17 protein-coding genes are annotated in these 16,194 nt (G+C 59.2%); 11 read left to right on the plus strand and 6 right to left on the minus strand.

The window, feature by feature from the left end; translation table 11 throughout:
- Positions 1 to 1,244: 1,244 nt before the first annotated feature.
- On the plus strand, positions 1,245 to 1,466 hold the full coding sequence (locus IH881_14870) for a type II toxin-antitoxin system HicB family antitoxin (GenBank protein ID MCH7868976.1): 222 nt from the start codon (positions 1,245 to 1,247) through the stop codon (positions 1,464 to 1,466).
- Positions 1,467 to 1,679: 213 nt separating this feature from the next.
- Here IH881_14870 and IH881_14875 read toward each other — a convergent pair whose 3' ends face one another.
- The 3 genes from IH881_14875 to IH881_14885 all read right to left on the minus strand — a co-directional run bounded on the left by IH881_14875 (position 1,680) and on the right by IH881_14885 (position 4,369).
- Positions 1,680 to 3,566, minus strand: coding sequence for a DUF342 domain-containing protein (locus tag IH881_14875; GenBank protein MCH7868977.1), 1,887 nt, complete (start codon positions 3,564 to 3,566; stop codon positions 1,680 to 1,682).
- A gap of 192 nt (positions 3,567 to 3,758) precedes the next feature.
- On the minus strand, positions 3,759 to 3,986 hold the full coding sequence (locus IH881_14880) for a hypothetical protein (protein ID MCH7868978.1): 228 nt from the start codon (positions 3,984 to 3,986) through the stop codon (positions 3,759 to 3,761).
- A 20-nt stretch (positions 3,987 to 4,006) separates the two neighbouring features.
- Entirely contained in the window at positions 4,007 to 4,369 is a 363-nt protein-coding gene (locus IH881_14885; protein MCH7868979.1) for a hypothetical protein, read from the minus strand.
- A gap of 246 nt (positions 4,370 to 4,615) precedes the next feature.
- On the opposite strand from IH881_14885, the gene IH881_14890 reads away from it, so the two are divergent.
- On the plus strand, positions 4,616 to 5,614 hold the full coding sequence (locus IH881_14890) for an acyltransferase (GenBank protein MCH7868980.1): 999 nt from the start codon (positions 4,616 to 4,618) through the stop codon (positions 5,612 to 5,614).
- 40 nt (positions 5,615 to 5,654) lie between these two features.
- On the opposite strand, the gene IH881_14895 is transcribed toward IH881_14890, so the two are convergent.
- Together IH881_14895 and IH881_14900 are read right to left on the minus strand one after the other, a co-directional pair.
- The gene (locus tag IH881_14895) at positions 5,655 to 6,251 is read right to left on the minus strand and encodes a hypothetical protein (protein MCH7868981.1); all 597 of its coding nucleotides are present in this window, start codon (positions 6,249 to 6,251) and stop codon (positions 5,655 to 5,657) included.
- Entirely contained in the window at positions 6,200 to 7,558 is a 1,359-nt protein-coding gene (locus tag IH881_14900; GenBank protein ID MCH7868982.1) for a sulfatase, read from the minus strand. The genes IH881_14895 and IH881_14900 overlap by 52 nt, the downstream gene beginning before the upstream one ends.
- A gap of 124 nt (positions 7,559 to 7,682) precedes the next feature.
- Between IH881_14900 and IH881_14905 the strand changes: the two genes are divergently transcribed.
- The 7 genes from IH881_14905 to IH881_14935 all read left to right on the plus strand — a co-directional run bounded on the left by IH881_14905 (position 7,683) and on the right by IH881_14935 (position 13,789).
- A complete protein-coding gene (locus IH881_14905; GenBank protein MCH7868983.1) occupies positions 7,683 to 9,623 on the plus strand; it encodes an NAD(P)-binding protein in 1,941 nt (646 codons plus the stop codon).
- Positions 9,624 to 9,653: 30 nt separating this feature from the next.
- The gene (locus IH881_14910; protein MCH7868984.1) at positions 9,654 to 10,577 is read left to right on the plus strand and encodes a DUF1295 domain-containing protein; all 924 of its coding nucleotides are present in this window, start codon (positions 9,654 to 9,656) and stop codon (positions 10,575 to 10,577) included.
- A gap of 243 nt (positions 10,578 to 10,820) precedes the next feature.
- Positions 10,821 to 11,075, plus strand: coding sequence for a hypothetical protein (locus IH881_14915; GenBank protein ID MCH7868985.1), 255 nt, complete (start codon positions 10,821 to 10,823; stop codon positions 11,073 to 11,075).
- 60 nt (positions 11,076 to 11,135) lie between these two features.
- Positions 11,136 to 11,678, plus strand: coding sequence for a response regulator (locus tag IH881_14920; GenBank protein MCH7868986.1), 543 nt, complete (start codon positions 11,136 to 11,138; stop codon positions 11,676 to 11,678).
- A gap of 45 nt (positions 11,679 to 11,723) precedes the next feature.
- Positions 11,724 to 12,260 (plus strand): hypothetical protein, encoded by a 537-nt coding sequence (locus IH881_14925; GenBank protein MCH7868987.1) that lies wholly within the window; start codon positions 11,724 to 11,726, stop codon positions 12,258 to 12,260.
- A 156-nt stretch (positions 12,261 to 12,416) separates the two neighbouring features.
- Entirely contained in the window at positions 12,417 to 13,595 is a 1,179-nt protein-coding gene (locus tag IH881_14930) for a glycosyltransferase (protein ID MCH7868988.1), read from the plus strand.
- 2 nt (positions 13,596 to 13,597) lie between these two features.
- Entirely contained in the window at positions 13,598 to 13,789 is a 192-nt protein-coding gene (locus tag IH881_14935; GenBank protein MCH7868989.1) for a hypothetical protein, read from the plus strand.
- 10 nt (positions 13,790 to 13,799) lie between these two features.
- Here the strand turns inward: IH881_14935 and IH881_14940 are convergent, their stop codons facing one another.
- A complete protein-coding gene (locus IH881_14940; GenBank protein ID MCH7868990.1) occupies positions 13,800 to 14,558 on the minus strand; it encodes a glutaredoxin family protein in 759 nt (252 codons plus the stop codon).
- A 156-nt stretch (positions 14,559 to 14,714) separates the two neighbouring features.
- Between IH881_14940 and IH881_14945 the strand changes: the two genes are divergently transcribed.
- Together IH881_14945 and IH881_14950 are read left to right on the plus strand one after the other, a co-directional pair.
- A complete protein-coding gene (locus IH881_14945; GenBank protein ID MCH7868991.1) occupies positions 14,715 to 15,359 on the plus strand; it encodes a porin family protein in 645 nt (214 codons plus the stop codon).
- 21 nt (positions 15,360 to 15,380) lie between these two features.
- Positions 15,381 to 16,193: a S1/P1 nuclease gene (locus tag IH881_14950; protein ID MCH7868992.1), complete on the plus strand. Its 813-nt coding sequence runs from the start codon at positions 15,381 to 15,383 to the stop codon at positions 16,191 to 16,193.
- Position 16,194: the final 1 nt, after the last annotated feature.

The raw sequence follows: 16,194 nt of genomic DNA on the forward strand, positions 1-16,194 counted from the left end.
GGCCTGTCCGCATAACTAGTTATTAACCAACCCACAGTCTAGTCATGTTATCCCGCAATGTCGCGCCAACCCGTCATGTGATCCAGCGTGTGTACTGGCTTTGAATTGGGCTATTCCGGGTCCGTGTTCACTGGTTTGTTGGGCGGCGTGCCAGGAAACTCCCGAGAGCTGTCTTGTATTCCCGCTGTGCGTCCTCTCCCAGGAAGCTCACCCAGAACACCGGAGTCAATAAGAGATGGCTAATTCGCTTCACGTCGACTTGAAAGGACGCGGCCGCGCCCCTTAGGGCAAAGTCGAACTGCAGCTCTCCAGCACGCGTTCCCCAGCTCGGGAGCAAGCCAAACGAGAGGCCAGTGAGCACCTCTTGTGGCAACGCGCTGATCTGCCGACGTTCCTCTACCCGAATGACAAGCAACGAGCCCGACTCGTCTCCCCCCTGCTGTGCAAGGCACCCCATATCGTTAAGCACGGAGTCTGTCGTTGCGCGATACGCTCCACGCAATTTAGAAAGCCTCGTGGGATTCACCTTCTCATACCCGAAGGTGTTCGTAACCCAGCCGCTTGATACAGAAAGCTCGTATCGTGTAGGGCACTCCCACTCAGCCGCCTCGCCACCACGCGCGGGTTGTGGCATCTCTCGCGTCTCATACCAACCCACGGTGCAGCCTGAAGACACGAGCCCACTAAAGAGCGTGGCAGCAAGCACGCCCATCCACCCAATTCCGAGCCGCATTTGCTAGCCGCCCAACGGATCGGCATCCAGCGGCTGGCGGCGATCTGCCGCGCAGCTCCCTCTGAACACCCCTGAGGTGGGCTTGATTCTACCACGTCCAGTAGCGTCCAGGCTTGGGCACGCCCGTAGCGACAGGCTTGTTGAGCGGCGAGCGATAAAGATAATTTGGGTCACGCATTTGAAAGGGCAACGTATACACCCTCGAACCCCCGCTTCCCCGTCGCCTCTCTCGCTCCTCCTCACCACCACTCACAGTCCACCATGAATTCAACTCGGCGCGGCCTGTATACATGTACGAAAAGGGTCTGCGGATAGCTGGTGCAAGAGGGCTGTAACTATTTGAATTGACATGGTCGTGAACCCTGGGTAAAGGTGGCCAACAACGGATCCTTTGTCATCCACCCGCAGAAAACCCTCTGTTATTCAGTAGGCTGCCAGCGCCCGGCTCTGACCTCTTGTTGACCGGTCGCGTCTCGCGCTATCCTCTGCGCGTGCGGTCCCGGAGGGAGCCATGGAGATGGCATTCACAGCCGTGTTTAAGAAGGTGCCTGAAGGCTACATCGCGTTTGTCGAGGAGCTGGCAGGCGCGAACAGCCAGGGCGCGACGCTAGAGGAAGCGCGAGAGAATCTGCGCGAGGCGGTCGAGCTGGTGGTTGAGAGCAGTCGCGAGCTGGCTCGCGAAGAAGCGGGATCAGGGGAGGTGATCCGCGAGCCGTTGAAGATCGAGGGGTGAAACGAAGAGACCTGGTACGACACCTGAAATCTCACGGCTGCGAGATCCGGCGCGAAGGCTCTAGGCATAACAGTCTACGTAAACGTGACTACTCGAAGAATCTCGACAGTGCCTCGGCACCGTGAGATCAACGAGCATCTCGCTCGCAAAATTTGCACCGATCTTGGTGTCCCGCCCGCAGCCAACTCATAATTCCCCGAAGGCTACCTACCCCTAACCCCCACCACCCCGCGGCAGATCCTGCATCACGATCGTCGGCTCGTCATCTACTACCGAATATCTAAACCGGACCCGCTCGGACTTTCGTTCAATGATTTTCGACAAGGGGCCGATCTCGATCACGACTCCGGGGTGGAGGGTTCCGCGAACCTCGATGCGGGCAACTTCGTTTAGTCGCCTCATGATCGCTGAGGCGGATTCGACTTTTTCGCGCTTGCCTTTCTTGGGACCGCGCTTTTTGCCTTTGACGGGGGCGGGCTTTGGCGCACCCGCTGCTTTGCCCAGCTTGTCGGCGACGGATTCATATTCCCAGCCCAGGGGCATTGCGACGGAGAGTACGGTTTTGACTCCGAGTTCGGAGCCCGCTTCGCCCACTACGATTTGTTCTTCGGCGGAGAGCATGCCGCCGCGGACTCGGCATTTTTCAGATTCGCCGGTGATGACCTTGGCTCGCAAGAAGCTGGTTACGATGTCTTGCTTTACGGTGATGGTTTCTTTGCATTCGATTCGGGCGCCCTGGGTGTGGTGGCAGGTGACGTCGCCTCCGGCGCGGATATAGGCCTTGCCGTCGACCATCACTCCGCCTGCTACGGTGACGGGGCCGTCGCATTCGACGCCGCCTGCGTCGATCATGCCCTTGATCACGATGCCGTCGGTTGCCTGGACCTTGGCGTCGCGGGCGACGTCTCCGGTTACGATGATGACGCCGTTCATCTTTAGATCGCCGGATTTGAGGTCGACGTCGCCGCGGTGTTCATAGGCGTCGTTTACCTGCAGGGTGCCCCCCGGCTGGTAGTTGATTACGCCGTCAATGGTGGCCACGACCGTGTTGCCGTCGCCCATTGCGGCACCATCGCCGAGCTTTGGGGGGTTGTCCTTGCCCGGGGTGACTTCGGTTTCGCCGCCTTTGACGTCATGGCCCGGGGTTCCGTTGCTGGGGGGGTGGTAGAGCCCGATGACTTCTTGGTCGGTTACTGCGATGAGCGTACTGCGGTCGCGGAAGTCGATGGTGCCATCGGGGCGGAGTTTGCCAGCCAGGGTGCTGACTGGGAAGTCGGGTTCGAAGTGGCCGTCTTTTCCCTTTTTGGCGGAGACGCCTTCGGCGATGAGCAACTCGTCTATTTGCGAGACCGGGTCTCGCAGCTTTTGTGCCAGTTCGGTGCTCGCCTTCTTGTCAACACCGTGAGTGATTTCGGCTTTCTCGATGGCGTCGGTCACGGTATCGGCGTCGCCGGGTTCTCCGGGGAAGAGCCGGACTGTCGCTTTCAGCAGATCGTTGCTGACTGTGATCAAGATGCGCTTGTTGGCGGGGACGGGTACTACGCTCAGCTTGTCGCCATCCTGGTTGAAGAGAACACCAGTGGAAGTGGCGCAGACCAGGTTCTTGGAATTGCACTTCAGGCCGATGCCCAGGCGGAGGATTGGATCGTCTACTCTTGGGCAGTCGAGAATTGCATCCTTGACGGTCCAGCCCGCTTCTCCAGGGGTCGCCCGGTCAACGTGTCCAAGCTCCTGGCCCTTGACCACACTGATGAGGTAAGACTTGTCGCCACCACCTTTGCCCGTCGTTTTAGCGGAATCGTCCGCTAGATGCGAAGCGGGAATGTCTTTTTTGGCGTTTGCATTGTTGATGTGAAGCTTGCCGGCTTTGCCTTCCGTCATGCGCTTGCCTTGCGCGATGACTTTTTTGTTCACGGTGAAGCTAGTGTCGGCGAGTTTTTGGCCGAGTTGCTCAACAGGTTCTTCGAGTACGCCTCGGCGAACACCTGCATCGCTGATTGCTTTTCGGAGGTCAGCAGTAGTGCACGATTCCCCTGCTGTGATGCTAAGGGTTGCCTCCATCCCGCCGTCTGCCACATTAATTGTAAAGCGATTTGCCATACTTCACTTATCGCAGGAACTGTGCACGGGCTTTAATTTTCGGATCAGGCTGTAGCGAAGCATCGCCATCTGAGAACCCATGGGGGTTCTCGTTTGGGTGGCGCGGGGAAAACTCGGTGTCTCTACCGACTTTGTTTCTGGAAGCAACACCCTATCTGGGCCGGAATGAGCACATGAACGAACCGTTGCACGTTAGCGCCGCGAAAGTTGGTCGCGTTGGATCAGCAAGCTCAGACGGGTGAGGCCATCGAGCAGAGAGTTGCCCAAAATGGCGCCGGATACGCAACTCAACCCATAGCGCGTGCGATTGCGCCCGAGGGCCCGGATGGTTTGGATGCACCCGGTTCCCGTGTATTCGGTGTTTTTGTAGCGCAGCACGACCGGCAGGATCTCGCCAATAGAAAAGTTATCGCTCGACACGATGGCAAAGCCCGACGCGCTTACGTTCTGGAGTCTGCAGGCTCGCCCGATCCCACTTTTGCGTCTACATCTGCCGAGATTGCCGTTACCCGGTAAAACTCTCGGCCTTCTGCCCAAATGGGATCGCCACTCGTGGTCAGGGTGACGATGTACGTGGTGTCGTCGAGTTCGACTGCAGTGATGTGGGCTGGCTGCTGAAGGAAGGAGTGCTTTCGCTTGAAGTAGAGAATGACGTCGAGATCTTCACTGACCTCGACACCTTCTTCATTCAAGAGCAACCTGGTCTCTTGCTCTGAAGCGGCTTCTACAACCGCGGGATGGAGCACGCGGTCGTTTCCCGAGTTGGGCAAACGGAGGAAGATTTCGAAACCGGTCTTGAACATTGGTGCTGGCCGTTCTTCCTTATTCTTTGGCTACTTATATAGACATAGATCTACTTGCTTTTCGCTATCGGTTTGCCGGCCATCGCGCTGCTGACTTTTCTGGCAGTGAGGGGCAATCTCCAGGGGCTAGCCTGGGTCTTCAGGGGAAATAGACGAAGTACAGTTGTGCGAACACACGAGCTGGCTCTGGCACAAATCCCTGAGGATGTTGTTGGCTCGATGCTGGTTTGTGGTACAAGAGTCGTGATGACGACGAACGCGACGGCTGCTGGCGCGCGCTTCAGCGAGGTCGACCATATCAAAGCGGTCGGGATCCTCGCCGTCATCCTGGTCCACTCTGTTCGGGACCCCTGGAACCCCGAAATCTCCACGCCCGAGATCTGGATCGGAATCGTGACCCGCTTTGCGGTGCCCGGCTTCCTGCTCGCATCAGGTTTTCTCTACGCCACGACTGTGCGCATCCCAACCAAGACAGTGTTGCGGAGACTGCGACGCTTGCTGGTGCCCTATCTGCTCGCGTCGCTGCTCGCGCAACTGTGGTGGATCGGGCAAGGCCAGGCGCACGACTTTCCCACCGTGGTAAAGGAGTTGCTGCTGGGCTCGTCCTTTGGTCCCTACTACTACGTGTTCGTCCACTTCTGGTTGGTTCTCTTCGTGGCGCTCTTCGCCATTCTGCCGCGCCGGGTGCTATGGGGACTGACCGCGGTGATGCTGTTGGCCCAGATTGTGGTCCAGGGTCGCCTGGCACTGCGCTTCCCACTCTTCTGGCAATTGCGAGGACCGCTGTTCTGGTGGGCCTACTTCCTGATCGGCTTCATGCTGCGTTTGTACTACGAACCCGTGCGAAGACTGCTGACAAAACACCATGGCGTGTTCTGCGCGTTGGCGGCCGCAATAGCGATGGTCTGCGTCGCAGTGGCTTTCAATCAGCCTTATTCACAACTCGGCCGCACGGCCACGTGGCTCTATAACTACGCGATCATCGCACTCCTCTTCGGCGCGACCTGCGGCCGCGGAGAGCCCCGCTGGAGCGTAAGGCTGTTGGCAGACGCGAGTTTCGCCATCTACTTGCTGCACATCTTCTTCGTTTACGCCGCCGCGGGCTTGTTCCAACCGGCGAAGGACGAATTCGACCTCGTCGTGATCGGCGGATATTGGTGCGCAGGGTTGTTTGGCTCGCTCAGCGTAGTGGGCCTGGTCCGCACAGCATTGGGTCCGCGCTCCCGGGACGTGATCGGCGCCTGAGCCAACCGCTACGCCCAGATAATTGTCATCCGACGCATAGCTATTCGATGTATCCGAGCGCGCGCAGGTTCTGTTGCGTTGCGTCGTCGAGTGAGCTCTCACTTACGCTGTCTTCCGGCTTCGGTTGCCGTGCGTCATGCTCGCGTCGCATCCAGCGTCGCATCTGGTCGAGCGTACCGACGACCACCGGGTGCTCTGCCGCAATGTCCGCTCGCTCGCCCGGATCGTCTGCCAGATCAAACAAGCTCAGTCGCGCGGGCGCGGCTCCAGCGGGAGTGTGGATGAGCTTCCAGTCCTGGTAGACGAGGGAAGTTGCGAGGGGAGTTCTCTTGCCAAGGCGTGAATCTGCTTGGGCCGCGCTGAAGTGGTCCCGGCTATGCGCGCCCCAAGATCCGTTTGTGTCCCGTGTCGCGTACGAAGGGTCGGCGAGCACGTAGGGGAGGACCGTTGAGCCCTGGGCCTGTGGCGGCGGGTCGATGCCCAGCACGTCGAGGATGGTAGGCGCGACATCGGCGAGATCGATTGGAACTTCTGTCGCGAGACCCTCGGGCAGTACCCCCTTCAAGCGCATGATCAGCGGAATCTTTAGCAGCTCGTCGTAGACCGTGTGGCCGTGGCCCACGGATCCGTGACCCAAAATTCTTCGCCGTGGTCGGAAATGAAGACTACGAGCGTCTTTCGGTCGAGCTTGCTTCGCTCGAGCCGGTCCAACAGGGTTCCCACGTAGCGGTCCATGTAGCTGACTTCTCCGCTGTAGAGTCCGTCGAGTCTCTCGATGAGCGCGGGGTCTACGGCCGCGGTTGAAGTGCGGAGCTTTCCCATATGGACTAAATCGGATTTTGCTTCGCCCTCGTACCCCGACGCATACATTTCGTCATACGGGGGTAGTGGATCGTAGGGCGAGTGCGGATCGCGCTCGTGAATATAAAGGAAGAAGGGCTTTCGTTCCGACATCCTGACCGCGGGCTCGATGCACTTGGTCCAGATCTCGTTCGCGTTTTTCGCTGGATCGTGATAGCGGCGTCGCCCCGAAGCCAAATCGAGCTTGAATTGACTGAAGACCCGCGTAAAGCCTCGATCGAAACCGTATGAGGTCGACATCATCGCAGTGTTGGTGATGAGGATCGTGTGGTAGCCGTTCCTCTGCAGAATGTACGGCAGGTAGGGGGTGTTGCGCGGGAGCCTGTCCATGATCCCCATCACTCCGTGATTGAGCGCAAATTGTGAAGTGAGCAGCGATGCGACGGCGGCCCGAGTCCACGATGCAGTGGATCGCGCGTTGAGGAACGAGACCCCCTCATCAGCGAGCGCCTGCAAGCGCGGTGTGGCGATTGTCTTTGTGCCATATGGCTGGATATGATCCGCGCGCAAGGAGTCGAGCAAGATGACGAGTACGTTGTAGCGATCTCGTGCGAATAGAGGTGTCGCGGGAGGGGTGGGGCGGGTGCCCGCGACTCGCAGCTCCTTCCAATGGATGCGGAGCTCGTCGTCGGCTTCGCAGGCGATGGAGAACTCGAGCTTCATCATGCTGCGCCACGAAGAGCCGAGCAATTCGTCGAATGCAATGGTTTCGCTCTCGCCAACGAGGCTGCGCTCGACGATTGTCCGGCGCCGCCCCTGGCTGTCTGTCACGCCGATCGAAAGATGCGCCGGGGCATGTCCACCGGTCCGCGCGATCACACCGCTCCCGATCACTCGCGCGGCTTCTGGCATGACGAAGTGGTATACGAGCGAGCTATTGCAACCCTGGACCACAGCGCTGCCCTTCAAAGCGGAGCTGTCGGCCACGCGTTTGCTGGGACCTCGACGCTCGGCGACTTCGAAGTGCTCCAGCAGCGAGATCCGCATGGGCGTCGTGTACCGCGGCGCTACAGGGCCGCACGCCACCCACCCGGCAAGCGCAGCAACGGACCCAACACCCAACAGAGTGAGAGCTCGGCGCATATTGCGAAGTTTCCAGAATTGGCATTGACAGCGCTTGTCAATCATGGGGTCGGGTTCCGATCTCGAAAGGCCCTATTCTATCGTCCTACACGACATCGCCAGTGGGCAGCAAAGAGGATGGAAGATGAGCAGGAAAGACCGCGATCTTGGAATGGATCGCCCGATTTCACGCAGAGACGTTTTGAATGGTTTGGGTGCGCTGGCCGCGAGCACGATGATTCCCGGGCGCGCGCTTGCCGACACGGTTCTTGCGCTCGAACGAGCTGGCGATATTGCACCGGTAAGTGCAGCCGCCTATCCCCCTGCGCTCACCGGGTACCGGGGGAGCCACGTCGGTTCCTTTGAAGTTGCCCACCAACTCGCGCTAGGGGGTCGGACGGATTGGGGGCCCGTGACAGAGCCCGACGCCGATGTCTATGACCTGGTTGTCGTGGGGGGAGGCATCAGCGGTCTTGCCGCCGCCCACTTCCATCGCAAAGAAAACCCGAAAGCGCGCATCCTCATTCTCGACAACCACGACGACTTTGGGGGGCACGCCAAACGCAACGAGTTTGAGGCAGGGGGCCGCTCGCTCATCGGTTACGGCGGAAGCCAGACCCTGGAAGAGCCTTCGTATTACCCCCAGGCCGCGAAGACTCTGCTGCGAGATCTCGGCGTCGACTTGAAGCGCTTCGACACTGCCTATGATCATAATTTCTACACGCGTAACGGGCTCAGTGCCGGAATCCACTTCGATAAAGAAGGCTGGGGTGTCGACAAGTTGGTTCCCTTCGATCTCGGAAATTTCGAGGGCACCATAAACCTTGCGCCGTCTCAACTCTCACCCGAGCAAGGGGTTGCGCAGATGCCGATCTCCAAGGCCGCGCAACGCGAGTTTTTGCGCTTGATCCTCAATGAAACAGATCACATGTCTCACATTCCCGACAGCGGCAAAGAGACTTACCTGAGATCCATCACCTATCGAGACTTCCTGGTCAAGCACATGGGTATTCGCGAGCCCGAGGTGTTCGCCGTCCTCCAGGATCTCACGACTGACTCTGGCTTGGGTATCGAAGCCGCCCCGGCGTGGAGCGCCATCGACTACCTCGGTCTACCCGGGGCAGAAGCCGCGGGCCTGCGGTACGGCGAGAACTGGGAGGCCTACGAGCCCTACATCCACCACTTTCCCGACGGCAACGCCTCTATTGCTCGGCTGATGGTGCGCCAGATGATTCCCGGCGTAGCACCGGGCAACTCGATGGACGACATCGTGAAAGCTCGCTTCGACTACTCGAAGCTCGACCGCAGTAGCTCCCGTGTTCGGTTGCGCCTCCTCTCCACGGTCATTCGCGTCAAGCACGACGGCGATCCAAAGTCGGCCAAGCGCGTTCACGTTACCTACGTGCGCGGCGGCCGCGCGTATCGCGTGCAAGCACGCGGCTGCGTACTGGCCTGCTACAACGCGATGATTCCCAAGCTCTGTCCCGAGCTCCCCAAATCGCAACGCGAAGCGCTCGCCCTCCAGGTGAAATCACCAATCCTCTACACGAACGTTGCGTTGCGCAATTACAAGGCATGGAAGAAGTTGGGAATTGGTGCAGTGATTGCACCCGGGGGCTACCACGTCAATGCGATGCTCGACTTTCCGGTTTCCATCGGAGGCTATTCCTTCGCCAAGGGTCCGGAAGATCCGATCGTCGTCCACATGGAACGCTTCCCGCATCGAAACAACGAAGGGCTGACACCGCGGGAGCAATTTCGAGCCGGGCGCCACGAGTTGCTTGCGACTTCCTTCGAAACCATCGAGCGCAACATACGCGAGCAACTCGGCAGCATGCTCTCCGCTGGCGGTTTCGATCCGGCTCGGGATATCGAAGGCATCACCGTAAATCGCTGGGCGCACGGGTATACGAGGGGAGGCAGCGTCATCTTTGACGGCTACGATCGACAAACCCCGAACGCCCCCCACTATCGCGCCCGTAAACCCTTCGGTCGCATCGCCATCGCGAATTCTGATTCCGGTGGAATGGCTATGCTCGAGGTGGCGGTCGAACAAGCTCACCGAGCGATCACCGAGTTAAACTGAGAGCAAGCCAAAAGAGATGAGGAGCCCCCCATGCGCAGACACGCGTTTTCCCTGATCGCCATGGCCTATGCAGCGGGGCTGCTGGCCGCCGCCGTTACCGTCTTCATCATTGATGCCCAGGCCCCCAGCACAAGCCCGATCGTCCGCGCACTTTGGGCCGACGTCGTAGCCACCTGCGTGGTCTTCGGCTTCAGCAAGAAATACAACAACTCGAGTTTCTACGACATCTACTGGAGCGTGGCACCGATACCCATCGCAATCTACTGGGCCCTCCTCCCCGAAGCCGCAGGGGAAAGTACCTTGCGCCAGCTGATCGCCGGCGAAGCCGCAGGGGCAAACGCTTTGCGCCAGCTAGTCGTCGGCACCCTGCTCTCCGCCTGGGCCATCCGGCTCACCTACAACTGGGCCCGCAGCTGGACCGGACTCGACCACGAAGACTGGCGCTACGTCGACCAACGCAAAAACACCGGCTCCCTCTACTGGCTCGTCAGCTTCACCGGCCTGCACATGATCCCGACGCTGTTGGTATTTGCGGGATGTCTGCCCCTTTGGCCTGCGCTGGTTACGGGCAACCAACCCTTCGGTGTGCTCGACCTCGCAGCCGCGGTCATTACGGGTGGGGCGATCTTGCTCGAAGGCACCGCGGACCAACAGTTGCGACGCTTTCGGCTTTCGCAGCCACCCGCCGAAGCCATTCTCGACACGGGGGTTTGGAGTTATTGCCGCCACCCCAACTATCTCGGCGAGATTGGTTTTTGGTGGGGGCTCTATCTGTTTGCGCTCGCGGCCGAACCTGCGGCCTGGTGGACAGGTGCGGGGGCAGTGTCGATCACTTTGTTGTTCCGCTTTGTGAGTTTGAAGTTGATCGACGATCGCATGTTGGCGCGGCGGCCCGATTACAAAATCCGGATGGAGACCGTGCCGGCACTGCTGCCGGGTTTGCGGCGGGGTTGAGCTTCGTTCCTTCTCCAACAAACACCCCAGTCGCCATCCGCAATTCCATCGAACTTCCGAAGCCAAGCTCACTGTTGCTAAACCCCCTCGAACGGCTCACCGATAGGCGCTGTAACTAGCGAGATTGGGAGCAGAAATGGCGGCAACAGATGTCTCGATCATCGACGATGTTCTGGGGGGGATCGAGCCGGGTTCCCCTCGTTGGTTCTCGCCGGACCGGTGGGCAGCGGTCGGACGGTCATCATGCTTCAGCTCGTTGCCGCGGCGCTCCGTCGCGGTGAGCGGGGCGTGATTCTCACCTCTGAACCCCCCGCCATTCTCTTACGCCAAGCCAACAGCCTGAAACTTTGCCTCGACGATGCGGTGCGTTCGGGTCAATTGATCGTGTTGGAAGATCATCCGCGCATTGCGGCTTCGGTGCGCAAGCAAGGGGGCTTCGTGCTGGCCGGGGCGCTGCGAGACGCGGCACCCGAAGCTGGCTTCGTGGTGCTCGATTAGATCTCTTCGCTGGTTGGCGAAATTGTCGATGAAGCCGCGCTGCGCGACACGTTCGAATCTTTGCTCGCGGTTCCCATCGAGCACCCCGCCATTACGATTGCCACTCTCGATACCCCGGCATTGCTGCGCAACGAAGATCCCCACCTCATGCGCACGCTTTCGGATCAGGTTGAAGTCTTGATCCGACTGGAACGCAAGTCCGACGGTCACCGAAGTCTGTACGTTGAATACAGCCGAACGGGTTGCGTGATCGATGGCACGGTTGGCTTTGAGATTGGGGCCGGCGGCGCGCACATGACCGATATCGAAGCGCCCACTAGACCCACCGTGCAGCGCAGGGCGCAAGAGCATCACCGCCCGCGTGTGCTCGTCATCCAAGGAAGCCAGGAGGACCGAGAGTTCATTCACGAAGCACTCTCCCCGCAATACGACTTGACGCTGGCCAACAGTGGTTTCGAGGCTTTGTCGCTCGTGCTCGCGGACCGCCCGGACCTGGTGATCCTGGATCTGGTTCTTACCGGAGTTTCCGGCTTTCAGATACTTCATGCGCTCAGCAGGTCGGGCGATGCGCCGCCGGTGATCGTTACCGTGGGCAGGGCGTGACGCGCCAACGATTGGCTGCGCGCCAAGATCCTTGGCGCGGCCCATTTGCTGCGCAGACCCATCACGGCGGATGTACTGCTCAAGCGGGTGGAGTCGACGCTTTTGCTGCCCGAGGGCGTGCCGCGTACTCCCGAAGCTGAAGATGCTTCACACCTCTTGATTGAGATCGGCGATTCCAAGCTGTTGGGCGATGCAGACTTCATCGAGGCGCTCGCAAGAGCACGGAGACTCCACCGCAACTTTGATCAAGAATCCACCGTCGTGTTCGTTGAAGCCAACACCATCAAAGCACTCGACCGCACGATCGAGATCTGGGAGCGAGATCTCCGCTACGGGGACTCGCTCCTGCGCTTCGCCCCCAAGCGGATGATCGCCTTGCTTCCCCTCACGGCTGCAGAACGTGTGCCGTTGATCTTGGCTCGCTTTGGCGATGATCTATCGAAGGCGGGGGTCAAGCTTGCGAAGGTTCACTGCGGCGTCGCCTCTGCAGAAGTCGTTTCCGAAGTGGAAGACATGAACTGCTTCTTCAAAGACCTCAAGCCCTGGGGTGAGCCTCATGTTCCTGCGCCGCCCTCGCGCTGAGCCCGCGACCCTGGAGGTCGCGTGATGGGCGAAAGACTTCGCTTCGTGCTCGGCATTATCGGGATCGCCGTGATGGTGATCGGTGGCGCGATCCTCGCGTGGTACATCCTGCTCAACTCGAATCTCGATGCCACCAGTGGCTTTGTGCGCGGAGGCATGCTCGCCTGTCTCTATTTCCTGATCGCGCTCGTGATTCGCTACTTCGGGTTGCTCTGGTTTTCATACTTGGCAAGCATCGAGGGGCATTCTGACTTTACCGACCACCAGCCACTCATTTCGATCATCGTGCCGGCGTACAACGAGGGGCCGGTGATTCAGCAGGCGTTGCGTTCGCTCTTCAACATGGACTACCCGCGGTATGAAATCATCGTGGTCGACGATGGCTCTACCGACGACACCTACGCCCGTGCGATGCTGTTTGAGGGGGACCACGGCCAGGTGCTGGTGCGGGTCATCCAGCAGTCGAACTCCGGGAAGTGGGCCGCGCTCAACGCCGGTATTTCTGCTTCCCGGGGCGAGTTCGTCTTGTGCATGGATGGCGATTCAACCCTCGACCCCGCGGCGTTGTCGATGGCCGCCCGGCACTTTGGCAACCCGGCCGTGGGCGCGGTGGCGGGCAACGTTCGCATCGCCAACCAACGCTCGCTCATCACCCGGTTGCAATCTCTCGAATACATCGAAGGCTTGAACCTGGTGCGCCGCGCCCAGGGTTTCTTTCACGCGGTGAACGTCGTCCCCGGGCCCATCGGGATATTTCGTCGCTCGGCCCTGGATTCGGTGGGGGGCTATGACGGCGATACCTTCGCGGAAGACTGCGACCTCACGCTCAAACTATTGGTGGAAGGTTGGCGGACGGTCTACGAACCCGACGCCAAGGCCTATACCGAAGCGCCTGAATCGCTGAACGACTTGATCAAGCAACGCTACCGCTGGACCCGGGGCATTTTGCAATCGATCGTCAAACACCGCCGGGCTCTGATCCGGCCGCAACACTATCTCGCGGTTACCGCGACGCTTTGGTACATGATCTTTGAAGGTTTGATCTGGCCCGCAATGAACGTCTTTACCCAGTGCTTCTTTGTCTTTCTGGTCTACAAGCTCTCCAACCCGTTTCCCCTGGTCTATTGGTTTGTTCAGTTGACCCTGCTCGACGTGGCCGCAGCGCTTTACTGTGTCGCAGCAGAGCGAGAAAAGATTGGATTGATTTTTTACGCCACGCTCTATCGCGTGTACTTTTCGCTCACCATCGACTTTGCCAAGCTCTTCGCCACCATCGAGGAAGCGCTCCGGATCCGCATGGATTGGGGCAAGCTCGAGCGCATCGGGAGAATCTAGACATGGACCTCGTACCCTATCTCGCCACAGTCATTCTGGTCGCCACGGTTGCGACCATCTTGCTCGCGCTATTTTCCTATTGGGCCTTCAAGTGGCGTGAGCAGCGACAGCCGGTATTGGAAGAAAGCGTCGACGAGTTCTTTACTCGCTACTACCTGCCGCCTCCGTCGGCCAGGCAATATCTCGACGAGTAGGGCAGGGCGATCAACTGCCCTTGATGAGGCGAAGAATGGTGTCGCGTTTGTAACCGCTGACGTAGGTGCCGTTGATGTCGAGCAGCGGGATGGTAACGCTGCCCAAAATGCGCCGGACTTCTTCCTTTGCCGATGGATCGTCATCGATGTCTCGGAGGGTGTAGGCAACGCGTTCCTCGTCCAGCAGGGCCTTTGCCCTGCGGCATGCGCCACACCATTTCGCACTGTAGAGCGTCACGTTCAGTTGATTGGGATTGAAGTACGAACTGGGATCCACGGACGCGGATTGGAAACTTCTCACGACCGCCATGGCGTCGTAGCGGTTGATCTTTGGACCCCCTTCTCTGTTGAGCCTCCAGGCGCGAGCTTGATATTCAGCTGGAACGCTGTGGAGTCCTCTGACCATGTGGTGGCCACCGCGAGCATCTACATAGTTATATAGAGCTTTCGAATCGGGGACCCTGCCCGGCTCGTCTAGCTTGCTGACGTCATCGGCTTCGAAGATTACGTATTCCGTAGGCGCCGCTCCGGTCGCGCCGGCCGACGCCAGCGGATTTGAACTTTGATCAGAAGTATCCCCGGGCGTCTGGCCGGTGCCTTGGTCGGTCAACAGCCGCGAGATTGCAGAAAACACGCGGGAATCGTCCGTGACCTTGCCACAACCCGACAACGTGCTGATCGCCAGGCACAGCAGAGCCGTGGCGAACGCTCGCCCGAGATGGGCAACTCGCGTTTCTACGCTCAGTGGAGCATGAGGCGATCTGGTCATATCACCCGATAGATCGGCGTTTTCGCCTCCGCTCTTGATTCTTGAATGGTACTGCCGGGACCAGGAGTGGGCTGAGGGGGACAACACCAATGTGCAAGTATCAATTCCCCAAGAGGTTCGAGTTGGCTAGATTCATGTCGAATCGGAGGGAAGACGTTGCGGAAGGCCATGCGAAAGACCATGCGAAAGATCTTGCGAAAGACCTTGCGAGAGCCAGAGTCGGGGATGTCGCCAAGCGTGCTGTTGTTGATCGTTGGGTCTGCGGTGTCGTTGATGGCCCTGGTCGCAGTTCCTGGCGTTGCTCTGGCACAAGGGGATGGCGCAGACCCGGGCTACTACGTAGGAGGCGCGTTCGCCATTGGCATCGAGCAATTCGATCTCGAGGGGAACTTCTCAGATCACGATGATGCCTTTGGGTTCGACGTCTGGGCTGGCTACCGCGCAAACCGCTACCTCGCGATCGAGGCTGAGTTTGTCTACCTCGCGGGCTTCAATTCTGCGATCGGCGGCAATTCAGTTGGCTTCAACGCACTGAGTTTTACCGCCAACTTGAAGTTCTATCCGCTCACCGGAAGATTTCGACCCTACCTGGTCGGCGGAGTTGGCGGCGGCCGTTTCGAAACCGAGTCGGGCCCCTCGCAAGGACACGACAAGGGTGGCGTGTTTCGTTTTGGGGGTGGCGTAGAATTGAACTTCGGCACGCCGGTCGATCTTGTGGCCGGGGCGGATTACCTGATCACAAGCGGGCTTGCGGGATCGGATTTCCTGCAAATCAAGATTGGATTTCAGCGTCAATTCTGACGCCAATTCTGAGCGCAGACAATGACTTTCTCTTCCATCTCCTACGCACTGCTGCTGAGCAGCTGCTTGCTCCCCGCCCAGGCTTTCGCCTGGGGCGAAGCCGGACACAGGATTGTCTGCGAGATTGCCTTTCAGGAACTCGATGCCAATGCTCGCCCCAAGGTCAGGCAGTTGATTCGCTCGGATCCGGATTACAACCTGTTTGCGGATTCGTGTAACTGGGCCGACAAAATCCGAAACAAGGACCGCTACAAACGGTATGGCCGGCTGCACTACGTCAATGCAGCGCGGGGTGCGTCCGGTATGCCAGCGGAATGTCCTTCCGGTTGTGTGCTCACCGCAATCAGAGAGGAAGCCCAGCTCCTGCGCACCTCACCCTCCGCTGTCCGTCGCCTCGAAGCGTTGAAGTTTCTGGGGCATTTTGTTGGCGATCTCCACCAGCCACTTCATGCGGGTTATCGTGACGATCGCGGCGGCAACAAAATCAAGGTCAATTTCTATGACGAACGTCACAAGCTTCACAAGGTTTGGGACACGCTCATGATCGGTCAGAGGACCCGCAAATGGCGCAAACTCGCCGAGCGGCTCTCCTCTGCAATCAAGCCGATCGACCGCACGGTCTGGGCCGCGCGCTCACCGATCGATTGGGCCAACGAGTCGTTTCAGATCGTAGAGCGCCGGGTCTACGACTTTGCGCCGGGGGAGGATCTTGCGCGAGACTACTACCGTCGGAACATTCCCATTGTCGAGAGACGTTTGACGGCGGCAGGCGTGAGGCTCGGTGCCCTGTTGAACCGAATCTACGGCGCTCCTGAGGATGCTCTCTTCGACTAAA

This window comes from Myxococcales bacterium (assembly GCA_022563535.1).
Lineage (GTDB): Bacteria > Myxococcota_A > UBA9160 > UBA9160 > UBA4427 > DUBZ01.

What these genes read in the sequence shown, in the direction of transcription:
- IH881_14870 (MCH7868976.1), top strand. Translation starts at nt 1,245, where the DNA reads ATGGAGATGGCATTCACAGCCGTGTTTAAGAAGGTGCCTGAAGGCTAC.
- IH881_14875 (MCH7868977.1), bottom strand. Translation starts at nt 3,566, where the DNA reads ATGGCAAATCGCTTTACAATTAATGTGGCAGACGGCGGGATGGAGGCA.
- IH881_14885 (MCH7868979.1), bottom strand. Translation starts at nt 4,369, where the DNA reads ATGTTCAAGACCGGTTTCGAAATCTTCCTCCGTTTGCCCAACTCGGGA.
- IH881_14890 (MCH7868980.1), top strand. Translation starts at nt 4,616, where the DNA reads ATGACGACGAACGCGACGGCTGCTGGCGCGCGCTTCAGCGAGGTCGAC.
- IH881_14900 (MCH7868982.1), bottom strand. Translation starts at nt 7,558, where the DNA reads ATGCGCCGAGCTCTCACTCTGTTGGGTGTTGGGTCCGTTGCTGCGCTT.
- IH881_14905 (MCH7868983.1), top strand. Translation starts at nt 7,683, where the DNA reads ATGAGCAGGAAAGACCGCGATCTTGGAATGGATCGCCCGATTTCACGC.
- IH881_14910 (MCH7868984.1), top strand. Translation starts at nt 9,654, where the DNA reads ATGCGCAGACACGCGTTTTCCCTGATCGCCATGGCCTATGCAGCGGGG.
- IH881_14915 (MCH7868985.1), top strand. Translation starts at nt 10,821, where the DNA reads ATGCTTCAGCTCGTTGCCGCGGCGCTCCGTCGCGGTGAGCGGGGCGTG.
- IH881_14930 (MCH7868988.1), top strand. Translation starts at nt 12,417, where the DNA reads ATGCTCGCCTGTCTCTATTTCCTGATCGCGCTCGTGATTCGCTACTTC.
- IH881_14935 (MCH7868989.1), top strand. Translation starts at nt 13,598, where the DNA reads ATGGACCTCGTACCCTATCTCGCCACAGTCATTCTGGTCGCCACGGTT.
- IH881_14940 (MCH7868990.1), bottom strand. Translation starts at nt 14,558, where the DNA reads ATGACCAGATCGCCTCATGCTCCACTGAGCGTAGAAACGCGAGTTGCC.
- IH881_14950 (MCH7868992.1), top strand. Translation starts at nt 15,381, where the DNA reads ATGACTTTCTCTTCCATCTCCTACGCACTGCTGCTGAGCAGCTGCTTG.